We start from the raw sequence: 20,473 nt of genomic DNA, 5'->3' as shown, positions 1-20,473 counted from the left end.
GAACAATTTAGTGCGAAATACCAGAAAGCACTTCATAAACATAAAATTAACTACTATGAGTACTAAAACTGTACCTTATGTTCCTTACAAGGTGAAAGATATTTCATTAGCTGCCTGGGGAAGAAAAGAAATCGAATTAGCTGAAGCAGAAATGCCAGGACTTATGTCTCTTCGTGAAGAATATAAAGATGAGCAACCTCTTAAAGGTGCTCGTATTGCGGGTTGTTTGCATATGACTATCCAAACTGCAGTGTTAATAGAAACACTTCAGGCTCTTGGTGCAGAGGTAACCTGGAGTTCTTGTAACATATTTTCTACTCAGGATCAAGCTGCAGCTGCAATCGCAGAAGCAGGTACCCCAGTATATGCTTGGAAAGGTATGAATGATGAAGAATTTGACTGGTGTATAGAACAAACTCTATTTTTTGGTGAAGATCGTAAACCTTTAAATATGATCCTTGATGATGGAGGAGACTTAACTAATATGGTTTTAGACAAGTATCCTGAATTGGTAGAAGGAATCAATGGTTTATCTGAGGAAACAACTACTGGAGTTCATAGATTATATGAGCGTATGACAAATGGAACGCTTCCTATGCCTGCGATTAATGTAAACGATAGTGTTACTAAATCAAAATTTGACAATAAATACGGATGCAAAGAAAGTGCTGTAGATGCGATTCGTCGTGCTACTGATGTAATGCTTGCTGGTAAACGTGTTGTTGTTTGTGGATATGGAGATGTGGGTAAAGGTACTGCTGCATCGTTTAGAGGAGCAGGTTCTATAGTAACTATTACTGAAATTGACCCGATTTGTGCTTTACAAGCAGCCATGGACGGTTTTGAAGTGAAAAAACTAGAAACTGTTGTTGGAAAAGCAGACGTTGTTATTACCACTACTGGAAATAAAGATATTGTTCGTGGAGAACACTTTCAAGCAATGAAAGATAAAACCATTGTTTGTAATATCGGGCATTTTGATAATGAGATTGATGTGGCTTGGTTAAATTCGCAAAGCGAGAAAATTGAGATCAAACCTCAAGTAGACAAGTACAATATTGGAGGTAATGACATTATACTTCTTGCCGAAGGTCGTTTAGTAAATTTAGGTTGTGCAACGGGTCACCCAAGTTTTGTAATGAGTAATTCATTTACCAATCAGACTTTAGCACAAATTGAGCTTTGGACTAATCTCGAAAATTATGAAAACAAGGTATATATGCTTCCGAAGCACTTAGATGAAAAGGTAGCAAAATTACACTTGGCTAAAATTGGAGTAGAACTTACTGATCTTAGCAAAGATCAAGCTGAGTATATTGGTGTAACTGTTGAAGGGCCATACAAACCAGAATATTACAGATACTAAAAAAAGATCGCTATCGCGGTTAAAAATAAGAAACCCCCTATCAAAAGATAGGGGGTTTTTGATTCAAAAAAAAATTAAAGTCCTAATTTTTCTAAGTTATAAAAATAGAAATCTCGTTGTTCATTCATAGCAACAAAAAGCCCCTCTGTAAACATAGTATTTAGCGAAACCGTAACTGCATCACATCCATCTGTAGCAATCGTTCCTAAATTAACTGCTTTAATAAAACTATTTTCTTTTCTAGAAAATAAATTAAACTGCCCTTTTTGTTGATCTGAAACAATAAGAATTCCTTCCCCGTTAGGTTTTGCAGCTATAGCAATTCCCTCTATATCATCCTTAAAATATTCTCCTCCAAACACTGCCAATTCTTCATTGCCTTTTGCTGGGTCTGCATAGTATTTTCTAATCCCTACTCCCTCATCAGAGTAATAAACGAAACCTAATTCATCGTCTACCGCAATAGCCTCGATTTCCTTTTCTTCACTAAACTTTCCAAACTTTCTTACCAATTTGGTTTTTATGCCTGTACTATCACTTAAGAACTGATATTGATGCAAATAATCATCTGCAGGGCCAGATTTCCTACTTACGATTGCATAAATATTCTTACTCACAGGATCTTTATACAAACTTATCCCCATTGGTCTTCTTAATTCAAGGTCAGTTTCTTCTTCAAAAACCTGAAAACCACCATTATCCAAAGGTTTCATATCAGGAACAGAAAACAAGCGAATTCGATTTCGTTCTCTTTCTGTAAAAGCAATAACGTCAACAGTAATAGAATCATTAATTCTAAAGCCATATTCTACATCAATATTATTGGGATATTTAATATTCCTTATCGTTTTCTCTGTAATTACTTTTCCTTTTAAATCAAAGGCATAAATTGCTCCATTGGTATCCTTATCTGTACCAAAGACAATGCTTTTTGAAGCATCTGTAGAGTGAACCCAAATGGCAGGGTCATCGGTATCATATTGCACCTTTTCTGAAACAATATCAGGATCGATAGGAGGCAGTTTCTTATCACAGGATAAAAATATAATGATTGCAATTAGCATAATAGAATTTCTCATGTATTTAAAATATTACTGAAATTTTATAAAAATTAATTTAAAAAAGAGTTTGTGATTTTATTTTTTGAACAAATCATACTTCAAACCAAAAGTAAATCTTCGTTCATAATATTCTGCCTGCATCGTTCGTTGTGAAACTCCTTGATAAAAACGCAAAGGCTGATTTGTGATATTATTTACATCTGCATAAACCCTAAGGTTTTTTGTAATAGCATAACTTGCATTAAAATCAAGAAAAAATTGCTTGTCATAATAACGATCTTCAAAAGTATTTCCTCCAATCTCATCAATATAAGCATCAGAAAAATTGGCAGATAACCTCACACTAAATCTATTATCATTATATCCTAATGATCCGTTAAACATATTAGGTGCTGTATTTGGAAGATCCAGATCAGAACGTTCTTCACCGTCTTCGTTACGAATTCCATCTGCACTAGAAGTAAGATATGTATAATTCAGATAAATACTTAAATTCTTTGCAAACCCAGGTAAAAAATCCATTTTACGCTGAAATGCTATTTCTGCTCCAAAAACAGAAGCATCATCACCATTAAGCGGTTGAAAAATATCAAATCCCGAGGTTCCTGCTCCATAAGTATCATCGGTGGCTTCTCCTCTAAAAGTATATATAAAGTTATCAATTTTTTTATAAAACAACCCTCCAGATACTATCCCAACAGATTTAAAATAGTGTTCTGCTAATAAGTCAAAATTCATAGAAGTGGTAGGATCAAGATCAGAATTCCCTACAAAAATTTCTTCATCACCTAATACGACATCCAAAGTAGGCACCAGATCTACATAATTAGGCCGGGCCAAAGTATTAGTCCAGGCAAATCTAAAGATTGTTTGTGGAGATAGATCATATTTAAAATGAACACCCGGTAATACATTAGTGTATGATTTTTCTTCTGTAATTTTACCTATTACGTTCTCTTCGTCTTCAATTTGATTTCCGGTAGCATTAATCATAGTATGTTCTACTCTAATACCAGCCAGAACACCAAATTTATCAGATAGTTTCTGGTTCGTCATTGCATATCCCGCCAATACATCTTCTTCTACATCAAAATTTGCTTTCAAAAACTCATCAGGAACAGATTCTCCATTCTCTAGATTTAATCCTCCCAACCAGTTTTCATCCGCATATGAACCCGCTTGATATTGACTTCCGGCCGAGAAACCTGGATCGGTATAATTTCGTACAGGTACATCTGCAAGTGTCGGGAAATTACCTTCTAAATCAAATTCAAAAAAACTGTTATCTCTTAATTTTTTTTTCAATCGGCTTCTTACCCCAAATTTCAGAATTCCATTTCCTTTTCCAAAGAAATCAGAAGGGAGTTCTACATTAGCAAAAAAGTTTATATCTTCTTCTTCGGTATATTGGTTTTCTTCTGTGATTTCTCCATATTCAAAACCCGAAAAATTATTGGCATCAGCACCATTTACAGGAGTAAAAACCGGAAATTTGGGATTAGAGTTATCATTATTCACAATATATTCAGATTCATACTCTGCATATCGTTCATTGAGTCTTTCTTCTGATGCTTTTGCAAAAGAAGCCATCCAATCTACCTTAACATTACCAAATAAATGATCCCCTCCTAAGCTATAATTTTGCATTCGTTGATCTTCTAACCTTCTATTTTTATTTCGGCTATTATCAATCCCACCTTTGGTTTGGCGCTTTACTTCTACCGGAAAACGAGTAAGATTTCTATTCACAACAGTAAAATCATCAATTTCGATATCCTCACCATCCAAAATTTCATGTTCTAAACGAAATCTATTTTCTCTATCATCTCTCCAGTTATACATGGTTTTTAAGTACATGCTATGATTATCATCGAACTGATAATCAAAATTGGCAGAAAAGCTCCTTCTTATACGTTGCACTAAATAGGTACGTATTTGAAATTCTTTGGCATAAGGATTTACAGAAATCTCTTCGAGAATTGGTTCTCCATCTGCATCATCAACCCCAGTATAATACTCAAACTCATTGGTCCATTCTGCTTCTATATTATCAGAACCAAAATCATTATCGGTAATAGAGGCCGATAGCATCCAGCCAAATTTTTTGTTTTTAGATCGATCTCCAATAAGAAATGATCCATTAAGTATTCTTTTATCCGTAATAAAACTGATCCCCGAACCTAAAGTGGCAGAAAGTCTAAACCCCTGCGGAGCAGTTCTGGTAATCAGGTTTACAGATCCTCCTAATGCATCGGCTTCCATATCGGGTGTTACTGCTTTATTAACCTCTATGGTCTGTATCATATCTGAAGGAATCAGATCCATCTGAATATTTCGATTATCCCCTTCTGCCGAAGGGATTCTACTACCATTAAGCGTTACAGAATTTAACTGTGGAGAAAGACCTCTAACAATTATATTACGAGCTTCTCCCTGATCAACTTGCATCGTTATACCAGGAATACGCTTTACTGCATCGCCTATGTTTGCATCAGGAAACTTTCCTATCTGATCGGTAGACACTACATTGGTAATATTAATGTTATTCTTTTGAGTATTTAGCGCCTTGGCTTGCCCACTAATTGCTCTTCCTATAATTTGGACATCTTCAAGCTGAACACTCTCTGGTTTTAATACAACAGAAGCAGACACTGTTTTAGATGCAAGTACACTAACTTCTTGTTCAATATCTGAAAATCCCAAATACTCTATTTTCAAAGTGTAAGTACCTTCGGGAACATCTACAAGTGTAAATATCCCATTTTGATCAGAAACAGTCGCTTTTTTTATTGAACTTATCAATATTGAGGCTCCGGGTATGTAAATCCCGTACTCGTCTGTAATAGTTCCTTTTATAGAACCGCTTTGTGCTGACAATGTATTGAAACTTATAATCATTATTAGCGTTACAAAAGTCAATTTTAAAAATCCGGATGGTATCATTTTTATAAATTTAAAAGTCGAGACAAAGCTATATGTACAAAAGGATATAAGGATAAAACGTAAAGCAACAAAGGGTAAACATTTGGCTGTATTAAGAGAAACAACAAGGCAACAATTAAGATTTATTTACATTACAATAACATTTACAAAAAAAGACAGATTTATAACTTTTTTACAAGGCTATCATAAAATTAACAAGCTCTTCTTTTTGATCTATTGGAAGTTTTTTTCTTAGACGATATCTGGCTACTCTCACACTATCGGGTGTAACTCTTAAAATTGATGCAATTTCTTTTGATGATAAATTAAGACGTAGCAACATACCAAGACGTAACTCTGCCGGTGATAAATTTTCTTCAGATAATGAAGATAATTTTTTAATGAAATTTGGATGAATTTCTGTAAAAAAGTTATTGAATTCACCCCATTCTCGTTCCTGTTTTAGGTTGAAATTAATCTCTTTTACTATTTTCTTGATATTAGCATTCACATCTATATTCTTTCGATTTGCAATATTGGTAAGCCTAAAAGACAAATCAGATAATATTTTGTTTTTTTGCGATAAATGCAAGCTATATCTAGACAAAGCAGATGTTTTTACATCTACTTCATCTTGTAAATTCTTTTCTTCGAATGCTTTTTTTTCTAATTCTGCCTTTAGCATTCGTTGTTTATATTCTTGTATTTTCGAGTTTTCTTTTCTTTTTCTTCTGAAATATAAAAACGATATGATTGTAATAAACACGGTTGCAAATAAGCTAACAAGCAAAAGATCCTGATTAGCCTGGCTTATTTCTTTTTGCTGTAAAAGCAAATTGATTTGCGCCTCTTTTTGTTTCGTTTCATAAACTACCTGAAGCGTATTTAATTGATTTATATTTTGAGAAGAAATTAATGATTCATTAATTCGTTCAGATTCTAAAAGATGATCAAATGCATTTTTATGATCCCCCATGAACTCATATGTCTTTGATAAATCTTTATGAGCACTTTTTAACTGGTACATATCTTGGGCTTCGATTGCCAAATTATAAGCTTTAAGTGTATATTCAAGAGCATCGGGATAATTACCTGTTTTTCGATTAATATCTCCCAAATTATTCAGAACATTTATTCGTTCGCTCCCGTTAACATTTTCAAAATATTCAGCTGCTTTTTTAAAATATTTATATGCCAGATCATACTGCTCAAGATCTTCATAAATACTTCCTATATTTTCATTTACAACCGCTACGCCTTTCTTATCATTTAATTTTTCAAACAATTCAAGACTTTCTTTTTGGTACTTAAGTGCTTCTAAATACTCTCCTTCTTTTTCATAACAAGAACCTAATAACTCTTTTGCTATAGCCTCTCCTTTTATATAACCAGACTCAGAAGATGTTGATCTACTTTGATCAAAATAAACCTTTGCCTTGCTTCTGTTTTTTAAGGATAGATATATTTTACCGATTTCATTTTTCAGAAGAATGGCCAAAGTATCATTCTCTTTAATCAATGCCAGTGCACTATTATAATGTTCTATGGCTTCATTATACACTCTTGCTTTATGATAAAACTTACCAAGTTGGAGATGTTTTTCGGCAATGATATGTGGTGTTTTATTTTGCTGAGAAATTTCTAATTCTCTTCTCAAAGATAGAAATGTAGAATCTACCTGTTTCTTTTCTTCTTCTTGAACCTGATTGATTTGTGCAGATGAACTAAAAGAAATAGTTATCACTAACCAATATAAAATGAAGATAGGTTCCTGTATACGTTTCATAAAACTTTGTGTGAAAAAATAATTCCCCTAGATTTTGCAAAATCTCACAAATCTATGATGCACACAATTTTTTGCTGTTACGTATTTATTATTTTTATGTTATGCTCTCTTTTTAAGAAAACAACATCATGTCACTTCTTTTTTCTAAAGATATAACTCATCCACACAGGGTCATTCTCTTCAGAAACAATAGATTGTCGATCTACAAACTCCCAATTAGCAGCATTCATGTAGTTTAATAAATCAGAGGTTTTCTCTAAATCTTCTAGCTGCTTAATGGTTATTTGCTTACCTACCAAAGATGTTTGTTCCTCTACCTTAATTCTTTTTACCTTACCTCTATTATTTGCTTTTTGAATTACAATAACCTCGAGATAATCATATTTAGGAATATTTTGTGAAGTAGCAGTTAAGGTTATACATAAAAAGAAGATAAAAGACGCTGTTTTGATTAGTATAGTATTCATAGTTTTTCTATGTATTTAGTACACTTTGTATTTTAACTATAAAATACAAAGTGTACTTATTTTTTATTCCCCATATCCATTCAATATCATTGTTTTTTGATTATGAATGTATAGGTCAGAGATTACTTTGCTTTTTTAAGGATATATTTTGCCATTTCCTTAGCTAGTTTAGCATAACTTTCGGCTATTCTGTATCCAGAATTATAATCGGCTCCATAAAAATTACTTCCTGGCACTTTAAAATACTTTGTAGAGAATAATATTTTATCAGGATTACCAGTTTCATATACAATAATCGTTGCATTTACTTTAGAGGGTTGTTTCATAACACCTACATTATATCCCGGGTAAATCCATGTTGTCTTAACTTTCATAGTATGGGTAGCACCATCCAGGTTTTTTTCAACTTTAACAGCCCCACCATCAAAACGTTTATTGAAAGACTCTATATATTTTGGTTCAAATAAATTTTCGCGATCAGCAAACCAGGATTTTTTAAATTTTTCTCCTTTACCAGCTTCTTTAGCTTCTCTCTTTTCCATTTTATTTTTCAGGAATTCTTCTTCAGTATCAAATTTGTCAACTTTAAGGTTTTCGTAATCGAAAACTAAATTATACGCTGTGATACCTTTCAGATTTTTAATACTTCCTTCTTGATCTTTTCTTTTTTGACTAAAAGCAAGGGTAACAGTCATTAACAATGTTAATAATAATAACTTTTTCATGATTAGGTTTTTAAATTTGATGATAAATATATTTCTTTTTTTTAAGAATAGGGGAAAAGTCTTTAACCACTCGGTTCTGAAAGGTCAAAATAGAAAATTCCTTAAATCCAAAGTACGCATTAGAGAGCTTATAACAAACAAAAAACCCTTTTCTATATAAGAAAAGGGTTTTTTATATTACAAAGGAAAGATCCTTTATGCTTCAAATGGAACTATAGAAACATAGGATTTATTGTCTTTCTTTTTAGTAAATTTCACTAAACCATCTACTTTAGCATGTAGGGTGTGATCTTTACCAGCGTATACATTTTCGCCTGGTTTGTGGGCTGTACCTCTTTGTCTTACAATGATGTTACCAGCCACGGCAGCTTGTCCACCAAATATCTTCACACCTAAGCGTTTCGATTCTGATTCTCTACCGTTTTTCGAACTACCAACTCCTTTTTTATGAGCCATTTTCTTTCGGTTTTATATTGTTAATACTTACAGGGATTACCTGCCGTTTTTTATTTTCCTTGTAAAGCTTCAATTAATTCTGCTTTCTTCATAGAAGAAATCCCAGAGATTCCCTGCGCTTTAGCCATCTCTTTTAATTCAGCTACTGTCTTAGTACTTAAATCTTCTTTATCAGCTTTTGGCTTTGCTGCTTCTTTCTTAGGAGTGGCTGCTTTAGTTTCAGCTTTTGGAGTAGAAGCTTTTACTTCTTTCTCTGCTTTAGCTTTTGGTTCAGCTTTTTTAGTTGCAGTTTTCTTAGCTCCAGAAGTTACTATACTTTCGATAACAATTTCTGTAAGAGATTGACGGTGACCATTTTTAACACGGTATCCTTTACGTCTCTTTTTCTTGAAAACAATAACTTTATCACCTTTAAGGTGTCTTGTGATTTTTGCTCCTACTTGAGCTCCATCTATAGCTGGGGCGCCTAAAGTAACTTTATCTCCATCTGCCGCAAGAAGAACTTTATCAAAAGAGACTTTGTCTCCTTCTTCTCCTGCTAAACGATGTACAAATACTTTTTGGTCTTTTGCAACTTTAAATTGCTGCCCTGCTATCTCTACAATTGCGTACATAGCGTAACGTTTAATTAATTATTTTTATAAATAAAGAACTGCGCCTATTTTTAAATAGGCGGGTGCAAATATACTGCTAATTAATTAAATGACAAATATTTTATGCCTCTACAGGCTTTGAATTGCGATTTTTTTTTGGATTCCAACTTTCTTTAAATAATTGCATAAAAGATAACGTAAGCACAAAAGTAGTGGCAAACCCCATAACTGCTGCAACAAATACAACTACCCCTACTCCCACATGATAATGCGAACTCCAATTCGCCAGCATTTCTGGTAAGAAATTAGTATTGATATTAGTTACATATATTGCAAAAAAGATAATAAAAACAACTGTAGCATTAAACCCTGTAAAAAGTCCTGCCATAAATCCTTTTTGATATTCAAAATCACTTCCTTTTTCCCGTTTGTAGTTTTTCATGGCTTTGTACAAACCAAGAGCAACTATAATACCATTTCCTAAACTAAAAACAGGTTTTGTTTGCACACCAACCAGAGAAAGGAGTAAAAAATATGCAATAAGTCCAACCGCAATAAGGAGTCCATATCTAACAGGAATAGTTGATTTTTTCATGGTTTTGCTCTTTAGGATTCTCTCCTAAAAGTAAGAAATTTAAGAGTTTTTTAACCTTAAAAGCTTGTTAATTTATTGTTTAGCAATAAGATAGAAAATTATCTTTTCCTATTAGCTAAATATACTCCCAGAATAATAACTCCAGAAGCAAGTACTTGATACAATGTAAATTTCTCATTATCCAATATCCCCCATAGCATGGCTACAATAGGAATAGTATAGGTTACCGAAGTCGCAAATACAGGTGTACTTATCTGCACTAGTTTATTAAACAATACTTTTGCAATACCTGTACCTACTATCGCAAGTATAGATATATATATCAAGCTCATATGCACTTTTGGACTAGTAACTACTTCTGCTTTAAAAAAACCCGAAAAACATAACACGACCAAAGCAGGGATCACTAATACAATAAAATTTCCGTTAGCAATTGCCATAGCCGGGATATGCTGCATATACCTTTTTATGATATTTACATTTACTGCATAACATACAGAAGCACAAAGCACTAATAGTGCATACCAATAGTTTTGATTTGGGTTTACCGAAGCCCCTTCTAATATCAGAGCAACACAACCTATTAGTCCGACAATCACGCCAAAGAATTGATTTTTACTAAATCGAATAGAGAAAATCAACATCCCCAGAATCAAAGTAACCAGTGGTGTGGTAGAATTAAGGATTGATGCTATACCACTATCAATTTCTGTCTCGGCAAAGGCAAACAAAAAAGCAGGGATAAATGTTCCTGCAAAGGCAGATATGATCACCCATTTCCAGTCTGATGCTGCTATTTTTCTCATGCTTCTAAATCCAATCAAGAACAAAAATGTTGCTGCAAACAATGTTCTTAACGCACCCAATTGTAGCGGCGTAAGTCCGATCAATGATTTCTTGATAAGAATAAATGAACTACCCCATACCAGAGAAAGCACTGCCAGATATATCCATTTTAGTTTTGTGTTTTGCATTTTTGCGAAGTAAGTTGCAAAAGTGATAAAATTATAAGTACACAGAATACCTTTTGGAAGAAAATTAACTATTAAAAAGCGTATTTGAAGTTTTTTACTCTTTCCAACGAAGCGTTTCCATAAAATACCTCATATCATTACGCAAATAATTCGCAGCAGGAAGTATAGAATCATAATTAGGTTTCACCTTAAAATACATAGAACCTACTATAAAATGCCGAATACTATCGGTGACATAAAACTGAGATGGAGAAGCTGCATCACCAGAAACCTCATAAAACATACCATATACTTTATTTTCTTCATTTGCATATGGCGTTTGTACAATCCCATCTGCTTTGATTACATGCTCTTGGGTAAGGTTTTGAGCATCTCTAAGTAACGAATCCAGGTTATTGTTAATTTCATAATAAGAAATATACATCGTGGCTCTTAGTTTTTTATACTCTAGATTGTACCAACAATTTTTTTTTCTTCTCGCTCTACGAAGTTCTGAAAATTCGTTTTTTTCAAAAGAATAAGGACAAGGCAATGCCAACTCTTTATACTTGGGAGCAGGATAACTTAAACGCAGCATCCCTTCTGGTTTAGGCAGTACTTCGCCCCCGCAAGAAAATAGCATACACACGCTGGTCACTATAAAAAATCTAACTATTTTCGTTTTCATTAATGGTTAATTTCACTTGTTTTATTCGCTTGTTATCCAACGATTCTATTTTAAAAGCATACTGATCTACTACAATAATTTCTCCACGTTTTGGGAAACTTCCAGAGATCTCCAGTAACAACCCTGCGATAGTTTCTGCATCCCCTTTCTTTTCTTCAAAAACCTCATTATCTTCCAGTTTCAGTACTTTATAAAAATCTTTTAAAGCTGTTCTTCCTTCAAAAACATAGTTTTGATCATCTAATTTTGAAAATATCAAATCTTCATCATCAAACTCATCACTAATATCTCCTACAATTTCTTCTATAATATCTTCGAGAGAAATCAAACCACTGGTCCCTCCATACTCATCTACAACTATAGCCAGATGATTTTTTTTATTCTTAAAATCATTAAGTAAATCATCTAGTTTTTTATTCTCTGGCACAAAATAAGGAGCTCTTAACAAAGATATCCAATCAAAAGATGGTGTATTAATATAAGGTAATAAGTCTTTTACATACAGAATCCCAATTACATTATCAATACTATCCTCATATACCGGGATCCTGGAATATCCTTTTTCGATAACTACAGGAAGAATTTCTTGATATGCAGTTGCACTATTTAATGCAAAAATATCCATTCTAGGGTGCATCACCTGCTTAGTATCTGTGTTACCGAAAGATACAATCCCTTCTAATATTTTCTTCTCTTCGTCTGTAGTATCCTTGTCTGAGGTTAATTCTAATGCCTGTGACAATTGATCTACACTTAAATTAGATTTCTGTTTTCCTAATCGGTTATGAATCCCAACAGTGATGCTACGCATTGGCATACTAACCGGCGAAATGGCCCAATCCAGAATTGCCAGAGGTCTTGCCATAAATTTAGCGAACTTCACCTTATTTCTACTGGCATATAGCTTAGGTAAAATTTCACCAAACAATAAAATCAAGAATGCTGCGACTCCGACCTCTACTACAAATCTCACATTAATCCAACCTAGCCAAACATAATCAAGATTGCTAAAATATATCTTCCCCAAAGTATCAAAGAGCAACACTATCGCTATATTGATAAAATTATTTGCTACTAATATGGTCGCTAATAACTTTTTAGGGTTATCTAACAGTTTAGACACAATCCTAAGATTCTTAGACGCATTCTCTTCATCCTTAAGATCTGTGGGAGTTAAAGAAAACAGAGCTACTTCACTACCAGATATTAATGCAGAAAAAATGAGCAGCACTACCAGTACAACCACATTAATAGTTTGCATAAAATCGAAAACAAATAGTGAAATAAATAACGGTTCAGGATCAGGGTCCAAATTATCTTTGTTTAGTTAGACATATCAGAACGGAAGATCATCATCTTCTGTTGCTGGTGAATTAGATGAAACTTCCTGCGAATTGCTCGTAGCAGGTGTATTCGTTTGAGGCGTATTCTGAGGTTTATGCTCAGAAGGTTGGTTCTCATTCTTAGGTGTAAGAAAAGTAAAATCTGTACATTGTATTTCTGTACTATACCTATCTTTTCCTTGCTCATCTTGCCATTTTCTGGTTTTAAGACGGCCTTCAATATATACCTTATCTCCCTTATTAAGGTATTTTTCGCAAATTTCTGCAGCTTTATTTCTAACCACGATATTGTGCCACTCTGTAGTGTTTACACGTTCTCCTGTGCTTTTATTTACATACGAATCATTAGTAGCAAGAGGAAATCTGCCTATGCAACTACCTCCTTCAAAATAATGCATCTTTACCTCATCACCCGTATGCCCTATAAGCATTACTTTATTTAGTGTTCCAGACATTTTAGTTTATGATTTGTTGTTTTGGTTTATCATTACAAAGAAATGACAAACTATATTAAATAACGCTATCCTAATACTTCTTATTTTTCAAAGTAACTTCAAATAACTTTGTTTATAGTAAATGTAATAAAAAAATTAATATATAAATGATCTCTCGATGGTCTTAACTTAGGTTTTAGATCTTTTTAACCTGTTGTACTTTGAGGTTCTAAATTCATCAATTTTGCTGAAAAAAGGCATCTATAAAATTACCCAACAGAATAGGAACGGGATAGGTATGTATTTCCTCATAATCCACAATTTTTTGATCTTGGTTTATTTTTGAAGGTATATCTGATTTAACGATATAAAATCGGGTATATAAATGCTGATGAGATAATTTATGCACAATAGCCTCTTGTTGATGCGGTATAATCTCATACTCTTTATCTTTTATCATTTCTCTAAAAACAACATGAGATGCAATAGTATCTGCATCTACAGTATCACTTTCTATTAAAGGAAACTCATATAATCCTTTCCATATACCACTACCTACTCTTTGTTGGATGATCGTTTTCTTATCTTCTGTAAAAAACACCAAATAGTTAAAGTAGCGTTTTTTGATTTTTAGTTTTTTGATTTTGACTGGCAATATAGCTACTTTTCCATTTTTAAGTGCTTCGCAACTATCTTGTAGTGGACATACAATACAATACGGACTTTTGGGCTTACACTGTAGTGCTCCAAACTCCATAATTGCCTGGTTATATTCTGCTGGTTCTTCATGATCCATTAAGGTTATCGCAAGCTCTTTAAATTCTTTTACTCCTTTTGTACTATTAATAGGAGTATCAATTCCAAAATATCGTGACAATACCCGATATACATTTCCGTCTACTACAGGAACCGCTTCGGCATAACATATAGAAGCTATAGCGCTCGCTGTATAATCGCCAACTCCTTTTAATTGTAAGAGACCTTTATATGTATTGGGAAAAACACCTTTTAAATCGTTTGCTACATATTTTGCAGTAGCATGCAGATTTCTGGCTCTGGAATAATATCCTAATCCCTGCCACAATTTTAACACTTCTTCTTCACTTGCATTTGCAAGATCAAATACCGTTGGAAAAGTCTCTGTAAATGACATATAATATGGTAATCCTTGCGCCACTCTGGTCTGTTGAAGTATAATTTCACTAAGCCAAATATGATATGGATTTTTAGTTTCTCGCCATGGCATCGATCTTTTGTTTTGTAAGTACCACGTAATGAGTTTTTTAGAAAATATCATAGTAAAATTATAAGTTTTGCAAAATTAAACGTTTAAAGATGAAAATATCATCTTAAGTATTGATATTTTGGATTTTAAATTCTTATATTTGCCCCCTTGAAAATTTAAAAACCCCTAAATAGGTAATATAATGACTAAAGCAGATATTGTAGCAAAAATTTCAGAAAAATTAGGAATAGAAAAAGGTGATGTTCAAGCAACGGTTGAAACCTTTATGGAAGAGGTAAAAAGCTCACTAGAGAGTGGAGATAATGTATACCTTAGAGGATTTGGTAGCTTTATTATCAAAACCAGAGCAGAGAAAACAGGCCGTAATATTTCTAAGAACACTACGATCAAAATTCCTGCACACAATATACCAGCGTTTAAACCTGCAAAAGTATTTGTAGAAGGTGTAAAAACTAACGTAGAAGTAAAATAAATAATTATAAATATAAAAAGCATACACTATGCCAAGTGGTAAAAAACGAAAAAGACACAAGGTAGCTACGCACAAGCGTAAAAAAAGAAGAAGAGCCAACCGCCATAAGAAAAAGTAGTTTCTAACTACTTTTTTCATTTAAAAAGTTAAGTTCTTTGAAATCGAAATAAGACATGCTACCCCACTACCGGTATCTTTGTTTTATTTCAACGGAATTGTAAAAATTCCTGTGAAAAAATTGTTTAATCCATCTCGATAATTATCGGGATAAAAATCTAATCAGAGTGAACAACGAATTGATCATTAGGTCAGGTTCCTCTACGGATTTTGCCTTATTAAAGGATGGAAAACTAATTGAATTACATAAGGAAGAAGACGACAGTGATTTTTCGGTAGGTGATATTTTTATTGCCAAAATCCGTAAATCTGTCCCAGGTCTAAACGCTGCATTTGTTAATGTAGGCTATGAAAAAGATGCGTTTTTGCATTACCACGACCTTGGCCCTCAAGTATCTTCATTACTTAAATTCATAAAACGTGTAAGCACAGGTAAATTAAAAAATTATTCTCTTAAGGATTTTCCTTTCGAGAACGATATTGATAAACACGGTACTATTACCAATGTGTTAAAATCAAATCAATCACTATTAGTACAGATAGTAAAGGAACCGATATCTACCAAAGGCCCTCGAATTAGCTCAGAGCTTTCGATTGCTGGTCGATATATTGTTTTAGTTCCTTTTTCGAATCGAATTTCTATTTCTCAAAAAATAGAATCCTCAGAAGAAAAAGAACGTCTAAAAAGGCTTGTAAAAAGTATTAAGCCAAAAGGTTTCGGAATTATTGTACGTACAGTAGCAGAAGGCAAAAAAGTAGCAGAACTAGACAAAGATTTAGAAAATCTAATGGGACGATGGCAAAGCATGTGCAAAAAAATGCACAAAGCCCATCACCCTTCAAAAGTACTAGGTGAAATGAATAGAGCATCTTCTATATTAAGAGATGTATTTAATGACACTTTTACTTCTATTGTTGTAGATGATGAAGATCTCTGCAACCAAATCAAAGAGTATCTGCAAGAAATTGCTCCAAAAAAAGAATCAATTGTAAAACTTCATAATCCCAAAATACCAATTTTCGAAAAATATGGTATTGAACGGCAAATCAAAACAAGTTTTGGCAAGACGGTGTCTATGAGTAAGGGTGCTTATTTGGTTATAGAGCATACAGAAGCGATGCATGTAATCGATGTAAACAGCGGTAACCGATCTAATAAAGCCAAAAACCAAGAAGATACTGCACTAGAGGTAAACCTGATTAGTGCAGCTGAAGTAGCCCGCCAACTGCGTCTTAGAGATATGGGAGGTATTATTGTAGTCGATTTTATCGATATGAATAATGCAGATAACCGTAGAACCCTCTTCAATCAATTACGAGAAGAGATGAAAGACGATAGGGCGAAGCATAAAATTTTACCGCCAAGTAAATTTGGCCTGATTCAAATCACGCGACAGCGTGTTCGACCAGAAATGAATATCAAAACCCGTGAGGATGATCCCAACGGAATAAATGGCGAAGTTGAGGCGCCTATAGTATTGGTAGAAAAAATAAAAGTCGAATTAGAAAAATTAATTAAAAAAGAGCATAAAAAGATAACGCTAAGTGCGCATCCTTTTATTGCAGCTTTTTTAACCAAAGGATTTCCATCCACCCGATCAAAATGGTATTTTAACCATAAACGATGGGTAAAGATTGTACCTAGAGACGCTTACACGTATTTAGAATATCATTTTCACGATAAAAATGGTGAATTGATAAAATAAAATTAAACCCGGCCTGATAACAGCGCCGGGTTTTTTTGTTTTAAATGGTTAACACACCTTTCAAACAAAACCTTTGATTGGCTTCTCGATACACCACCCCCAAAAACGCGGCACTCGAAGTGATGGGTGTGTGCTTAACACAAAAATGCAATTCCATATCAAAATCACTGCTCCAATGTGGATTCCGGCCTACGCCGGAATGACAAGGCCAACCCAAAATCTCACTCCTCCAGCTTTTTTATGAAATATGAGGGATATATACCCGTTTTTTTGTAGAACGTTTTAGAAAACGCCTCTGCGGTATTAAAACCGACCTCTTGCGCAATAGCTTTAATCGTATATTTCCTGAATTTTGAATCAGACCGGAACTTCTCTACTACAAAATCGATACGTAGGTCATTGATGTATTGGCTTAACGTTTTCTGTTTGTGACAATAGATAACTTTCATAATAGATAACTCTAAAAAAAATAATCATCCTGGCTTAGATACGCCAGGACGATTATTTTTCACTACTTCTTGATGAACACAAGCGGTAATACTAAATTACAATTGTAACCTATGTTTATCTACTCGCAACAAGGTCTTTAATATTTGTTTGATTACCACATTCAGGTGGTCTTTGATAACTTCGGCAACCTGATCCAGATTGATCACATCCATTTATTGCTACAGTTTCAACACTCCCTGCTTTTATCTGCGACAGTTTATGCATTGTTAATAAGGTAATGTTTAGTTTTTTTAATCCCAGTTTCTTTTTTTGATCTTGATTTTTCATGAGTTTTTATGTTTTGAGTTCAAAACAAATGTAAGGGATAACCTTAAAAAAATAAGGCTAAAAAAGGAAGTACCAGTCTGTATTCTAAGAAATCAGACTATCAAATAACTGATAATCAAATATTTACCTATTTTCCTTTTTCAAGCTGTTTGATAAAGTAAGAAGGGTAAATTCCCGTCTTTTTGTAGAAAGATTTAGAAAAAGCTTCGGTAGTATTAAATCCAATTTCGCGAGAAATCGCCTTGATGGTATATAATCTAAATTTGGACTCATTTTTTAATTTTTCGATCACATACTCAATACGCAATTCATTAATATACACACTAAAACTTTTTTGCTTATAGGTATTAATGATCTTAGATAAGTATTTAGAGTTGGTTTGTAATTTTTTGGCCAACTCCCCGGTAGTAATGTTGGGTGATACATATCCCTGTTTATCCTCAAACTTTTGCAAGCCCTCTAAGACCGAGTTTACAATATCCTCAGAAATCCCAATCGCTTCGGGTGTGGCAGGATGCTTATTCAATATTTCTTTTGGCGCAGTAGCTTCAAGGGTTGGTACATGCATCAATTCCTTAAAACGTTTTCTATAGCGTACATTTTTAATATAGATCACAGCTACAACAATGATCAGTATTATAGCAAAAATGACGGCAGTAATAAATTTTACACTGGTCTTTTTCTCTTTTTGTTCTAAATTATCAATCAGATTCTGCTTTTCTTCTAATAGTTTTGGAGTATCATACTCTTGTACTATTTTTTTACTCAGGTTTTTATAATTGGTATCCAGGATACTATCTACTCTAAATAACTTATCTATATAATATAACTGTTTATTTTTATCGTCTACCGATTTATAATAATCAATCAATAGTTCATAGCCTTCTCTCGTTTCCGTAGAAACAAAGTCCGAATGGTCATAGGATTGATCAATTTTTAATAAATACTCCAGGTACTTTTCTTTATTATCAAATTCTTTATACAGTTTTGCCAGATGTATATAGGCAGTAACCAACGACTCTTCTTCTCTTGGCTTATATTTTTCAACAAAGGGTAGCGCTTTATGAATACTATCCAATGATTTTTGGTATTGTTGTTTATAGTATAAATTGATCCCTTCATGTAACACAAACAATGGATAGAGATCTAAACTATCTTTAAGCGATTCTTGTATTCCTTTGGTATTATAAAAAGTAGCAGAATCTTTATATTCCAGCTTTCTATAGGTATCTGCTAAATACAACATCGTTGCTAAATGTCCTATCCCACCTATATTATTTTTATCTTCATAATCTATGACCTCTTTAAAGATTGTAGCTGCTTCCTCAAATTCTCCAATTTCTCTTTTTAAACTCCCTATATTATGTTTGGTCAAATAGTAAAAGTTTTTATTATTGGATGCACTGGAGTATTTTAAAGCAGCCAAGTAACTATCCAATGCTTTACTATAATCCCCTATTTGTCTATATTCTCCTCCTTTAATAGAATATGGTACTGCAGGATATAGCTTATGATTTAAATCTTTACTTACTGCGATTGAACTATCCAGATAGGCTATTCTTTCATGAGATTTATTCTTAAACATAAATACAGCAGATCGATATGCTTTGGCAAGAGACAATGGATCATTTTTTTGCTTTGCTTTGACTAATAATGTATTTGCATAAATTTCATGCTTAATAGAATCATTATAATACTTAAAACCTAACTTTTCAATCTCATCAAATGTTTTATTCTTTAACGAATCCGGGATGGTAAACGTACCCGTATCCTGGGCAATCCCCGGGATAGTGTATAAAAAAAAGACACTAACGATGAGTACTAGTTTTTTCATGATACAGTATAACTTACTTTTGTTTTTTGGTATCGTACTAAAAAATCATAACACACCAACTCATAAAATCGTTGTTTGGATCTAAAGGCACGATTTACCAACATGTGTATATAACTGCTTAGCAAATCGTCTAATGGCATTTCTAACTGCTTATCTTGCTGTACTTCCATAATCTTTTGTACAACCCCTAATGATTGTTTTGCTTTGTGATCCAGTAAATCATCTAAGATTTTATAGTCTTCCTGCATAGAAGTTGTCTCTAAAAAAGAAGAAAGCTTGCTTTTTAACCCCCTATATTTTTTATCTAATTGTTTATTTAATCCTTTATCTGCATGAAATTCTCGCTTAAATCCCAGGCTGTTTCGGGTTACCAGCTCTAATTTTTGTTGTTGTTCATAACCAAAACTGTTTAACAATCTATCAATCGCTTTTACTATAAATAAGAAGTACAATTCTTCATCTTCGATCAACTCAATAGCATCCAGTAGCATGGTACTATCATAAAAAAACAAGGTTTCAGAAGTAGCTATAGTATTTGTACCATAACGTTCTAGTTCTCGTATATAGGTATCAGTTTGTAGTTTATACACCACTTGTTGTTCTACATAATGTTGCATCGCAGCATTAATCTGCAAAATCACGGTTCCTATTGCGCGTATATCGGGTAAACGAAATCGTATCCTGATATGAAAATCGGGGTCTCCGTATCGTATAAAAAACCAGGAATCGATTAGTCCTTGTTCTAATAATTGCGCTGTGAGTGGTTTTATAGTTTCGGTAAGGATGACATCAGACGTACGGGCACCACAATATATTTTATAATATAGCCACTCATCCCCCAGTATATATGTTCTTTTTGTACTCATGTAGTATCCCCTTGTTTTGTGTTTTTACTGCTTTGTCATTCCTGTCCTTCGGTTTTACTCAGGATA

The 20,473-nt window shown here is 33.4% G+C and carries 20 protein-coding genes; 3 read left to right on the top strand and 17 right to left on the bottom strand.

All coding sequences use genetic code 11. The annotated features are described in order from the left end of the window. Nucleotides 1-55: 55 nt before the first annotated feature. On the top strand, nucleotides 56-1,366 hold the full coding sequence (gene ahcY / locus DK441_RS01740) for an adenosylhomocysteinase (RefSeq protein ID WP_074406975.1): 1,311 nt from the start codon (nucleotides 56-58) through the stop codon (nucleotides 1,364-1,366). A gap of 74 nt (nucleotides 1,367-1,440) precedes the next feature. Here the strand turns inward: ahcY and DK441_RS01735 are convergent, their stop codons facing one another. The 13 genes from DK441_RS01735 to mutY form a co-directional block, all read right to left on the bottom strand. Then, on the bottom strand, nucleotides 1,441-2,445 hold the full coding sequence (locus DK441_RS01735) for a phytase (RefSeq protein ID WP_109097210.1): 1,005 nt from the start codon (nucleotides 2,443-2,445) through the stop codon (nucleotides 1,441-1,443). A gap of 57 nt (nucleotides 2,446-2,502) precedes the next feature. Beyond that, on the bottom strand, nucleotides 2,503-5,370 hold the full coding sequence (locus tag DK441_RS01730; RefSeq protein ID WP_200822822.1) for a TonB-dependent receptor: 2,868 nt from the start codon (nucleotides 5,368-5,370) through the stop codon (nucleotides 2,503-2,505). A gap of 172 nt (nucleotides 5,371-5,542) precedes the next feature. Continuing rightward, nucleotides 5,543-7,135: a tetratricopeptide repeat protein gene (locus tag DK441_RS01725; protein ID WP_109097208.1), complete on the bottom strand. Its 1,593-nt coding sequence runs from the start codon at nucleotides 7,133-7,135 to the stop codon at nucleotides 5,543-5,545. A 131-nt stretch (nucleotides 7,136-7,266) separates the two neighbouring features. After that, a complete protein-coding gene (locus DK441_RS01720; protein ID WP_109097207.1) occupies nucleotides 7,267-7,602 on the bottom strand; it encodes a hypothetical protein in 336 nt (111 codons plus the stop codon). A gap of 122 nt (nucleotides 7,603-7,724) precedes the next feature. Next, nucleotides 7,725-8,327, bottom strand: a complete 603-nt coding sequence (locus DK441_RS01715) for a hypothetical protein (RefSeq protein ID WP_109097206.1) — start codon at nucleotides 8,325-8,327, stop codon at nucleotides 7,725-7,727. 195 nt (nucleotides 8,328-8,522) lie between these two features. Further along, on the bottom strand, nucleotides 8,523-8,783 hold the full coding sequence (gene rpmA, locus DK441_RS01710) for a 50S ribosomal protein L27 (RefSeq protein WP_024768273.1): 261 nt from the start codon (nucleotides 8,781-8,783) through the stop codon (nucleotides 8,523-8,525). Between the two features lie 50 nt (nucleotides 8,784-8,833). Then, nucleotides 8,834-9,397 carry a 50S ribosomal protein L21 gene (gene rplU, locus DK441_RS01705; protein WP_109097205.1) on the bottom strand — a complete coding sequence of 188 codons (564 nt, stop codon included), beginning with the start codon at nucleotides 9,395-9,397 and terminating at the stop codon, nucleotides 8,834-8,836. A gap of 100 nt (nucleotides 9,398-9,497) precedes the next feature. Then, the gene (locus tag DK441_RS01700; protein ID WP_109097204.1) at nucleotides 9,498-9,971 is read right to left on the bottom strand and encodes a DUF4199 domain-containing protein; all 474 of its coding nucleotides are present in this window, start codon (nucleotides 9,969-9,971) and stop codon (nucleotides 9,498-9,500) included. Between the two features lie 98 nt (nucleotides 9,972-10,069). Further along, the gene (locus DK441_RS01695) at nucleotides 10,070-10,945 is read right to left on the bottom strand and encodes a DMT family transporter (RefSeq protein ID WP_109097203.1); all 876 of its coding nucleotides are present in this window, start codon (nucleotides 10,943-10,945) and stop codon (nucleotides 10,070-10,072) included. A gap of 94 nt (nucleotides 10,946-11,039) precedes the next feature. Then, nucleotides 11,040-11,612, bottom strand: a complete 573-nt coding sequence (gldD, locus tag DK441_RS01690; RefSeq protein ID WP_109097202.1) for a gliding motility lipoprotein GldD — start codon at nucleotides 11,610-11,612, stop codon at nucleotides 11,040-11,042. Further along, entirely contained in the window at nucleotides 11,593-12,924 is a 1,332-nt protein-coding gene (locus tag DK441_RS01685) for a gliding motility-associated protein GldE (protein WP_235015691.1), read from the bottom strand. Before DK441_RS01685 ends, gldD begins: the two co-directional genes overlap by 20 nt. 24 nt (nucleotides 12,925-12,948) lie before the next feature. Further along, complete coding sequence (locus DK441_RS01680) at nucleotides 12,949-13,410, bottom strand: single-stranded DNA-binding protein (protein WP_025664476.1); 462 nt, start codon at nucleotides 13,408-13,410, stop codon at nucleotides 12,949-12,951. Between the two features lie 217 nt (nucleotides 13,411-13,627). Next, nucleotides 13,628-14,686: an A/G-specific adenine glycosylase gene (gene mutY, locus DK441_RS01675; protein WP_109097200.1), complete on the bottom strand. Its 1,059-nt coding sequence runs from the start codon at nucleotides 14,684-14,686 to the stop codon at nucleotides 13,628-13,630. Nucleotides 14,687-14,816: 130 nt separating this feature from the next. Between mutY and DK441_RS01670 the strand changes: the two genes are divergently transcribed. Both DK441_RS01670 and DK441_RS01665 read left to right on the top strand, forming a co-directional pair. Then, entirely contained in the window at nucleotides 14,817-15,107 is a 291-nt protein-coding gene (locus tag DK441_RS01670) for an HU family DNA-binding protein (RefSeq protein ID WP_024768281.1), read from the top strand. Nucleotides 15,108-15,391: 284 nt separating this feature from the next. Beyond that, nucleotides 15,392-16,930 (top strand): ribonuclease E/G, encoded by a 1,539-nt coding sequence (locus tag DK441_RS01665; protein WP_109097199.1) that lies wholly within the window; start codon nucleotides 15,392-15,394, stop codon nucleotides 16,928-16,930. 221 nt (nucleotides 16,931-17,151) lie between these two features. Here the strand turns inward: DK441_RS01665 and DK441_RS27225 are convergent, their stop codons facing one another. The 4 genes from DK441_RS27225 to DK441_RS01645 form a co-directional block, all read right to left on the bottom strand. After that, complete coding sequence (locus tag DK441_RS27225) at nucleotides 17,152-17,379, bottom strand: helix-turn-helix domain-containing protein (protein WP_109097198.1); 228 nt, start codon at nucleotides 17,377-17,379, stop codon at nucleotides 17,152-17,154. 115 nt (nucleotides 17,380-17,494) lie between these two features. Continuing rightward, entirely contained in the window at nucleotides 17,495-17,707 is a 213-nt protein-coding gene (locus DK441_RS01655) for a hypothetical protein (protein WP_109097197.1), read from the bottom strand. A 127-nt stretch (nucleotides 17,708-17,834) separates the two neighbouring features. Then, nucleotides 17,835-19,541, bottom strand: coding sequence for a helix-turn-helix domain-containing protein (locus DK441_RS01650; protein WP_109097196.1), 1,707 nt, complete (start codon nucleotides 19,539-19,541; stop codon nucleotides 17,835-17,837). After that, entirely contained in the window at nucleotides 19,538-20,407 is an 870-nt protein-coding gene (locus tag DK441_RS01645) for a thiopeptide-type bacteriocin biosynthesis protein (protein WP_109097195.1), read from the bottom strand. The genes DK441_RS01650 and DK441_RS01645 overlap by 4 nt, the downstream gene beginning before the upstream one ends. Nucleotides 20,408-20,473: the final 66 nt, after the last annotated feature.

This window comes from Aquimarina sp. AU58, from assembly GCF_900312745.1.
Lineage (GTDB): Bacteria > Bacteroidota > Bacteroidia > Flavobacteriales > Flavobacteriaceae > Aquimarina > Aquimarina spinulae.
This window is presented reverse-complemented; position numbering and strand designations above follow the sequence as displayed.

Coding starts and splice junctions, on each gene's coding strand:
- ahcY (WP_074406975.1), top strand. CDS start 56: ATGAGTACTAAAACTGTACCTTATGTTCCTTACAAGGTGAAAGATATT.
- DK441_RS01735 (WP_109097210.1), bottom strand. CDS start 2,445: ATGAGAAATTCTATTATGCTAATTGCAATCATTATATTTTTATCCTGT.
- DK441_RS01730 (WP_200822822.1), bottom strand. CDS start 5,370: ATGATACCATCCGGATTTTTAAAATTGACTTTTGTAACGCTAATAATG.
- DK441_RS01725 (WP_109097208.1), bottom strand. CDS start 7,135: ATGAAACGTATACAGGAACCTATCTTCATTTTATATTGGTTAGTGATA.
- DK441_RS01720 (WP_109097207.1), bottom strand. CDS start 7,602: ATGAATACTATACTAATCAAAACAGCGTCTTTTATCTTCTTTTTATGT.
- DK441_RS01715 (WP_109097206.1), bottom strand. CDS start 8,327: ATGAAAAAGTTATTATTATTAACATTGTTAATGACTGTTACCCTTGCT.
- rpmA (WP_024768273.1), bottom strand. CDS start 8,783: ATGGCTCATAAAAAAGGAGTTGGTAGTTCGAAAAACGGTAGAGAATCA.
- rplU (WP_109097205.1), bottom strand. CDS start 9,397: ATGTACGCAATTGTAGAGATAGCAGGGCAGCAATTTAAAGTTGCAAAA.
- DK441_RS01700 (WP_109097204.1), bottom strand. CDS start 9,971: ATGAAAAAATCAACTATTCCTGTTAGATATGGACTCCTTATTGCGGTT.
- DK441_RS01695 (WP_109097203.1), bottom strand. CDS start 10,945: ATGCAAAACACAAAACTAAAATGGATATATCTGGCAGTGCTTTCTCTG.
- gldD (WP_109097202.1), bottom strand. CDS start 11,612: ATGAAAACGAAAATAGTTAGATTTTTTATAGTGACCAGCGTGTGTATG.
- DK441_RS01680 (WP_025664476.1), bottom strand. CDS start 13,410: ATGTCTGGAACACTAAATAAAGTAATGCTTATAGGGCATACGGGTGAT.
- mutY (WP_109097200.1), bottom strand. CDS start 14,686: ATGATATTTTCTAAAAAACTCATTACGTGGTACTTACAAAACAAAAGA.
- DK441_RS01670 (WP_024768281.1), top strand. CDS start 14,817: ATGACTAAAGCAGATATTGTAGCAAAAATTTCAGAAAAATTAGGAATA.
- DK441_RS27225 (WP_109097198.1), bottom strand. CDS start 17,379: ATGAAAGTTATCTATTGTCACAAACAGAAAACGTTAAGCCAATACATC.
- DK441_RS01655 (WP_109097197.1), bottom strand. CDS start 17,707: ATGAAAAATCAAGATCAAAAAAAGAAACTGGGATTAAAAAAACTAAAC.
- DK441_RS01650 (WP_109097196.1), bottom strand. CDS start 19,541: ATGAAAAAACTAGTACTCATCGTTAGTGTCTTTTTTTTATACACTATC.
- DK441_RS01645 (WP_109097195.1), bottom strand. CDS start 20,407: ATGAGTACAAAAAGAACATATATACTGGGGGATGAGTGGCTATATTAT.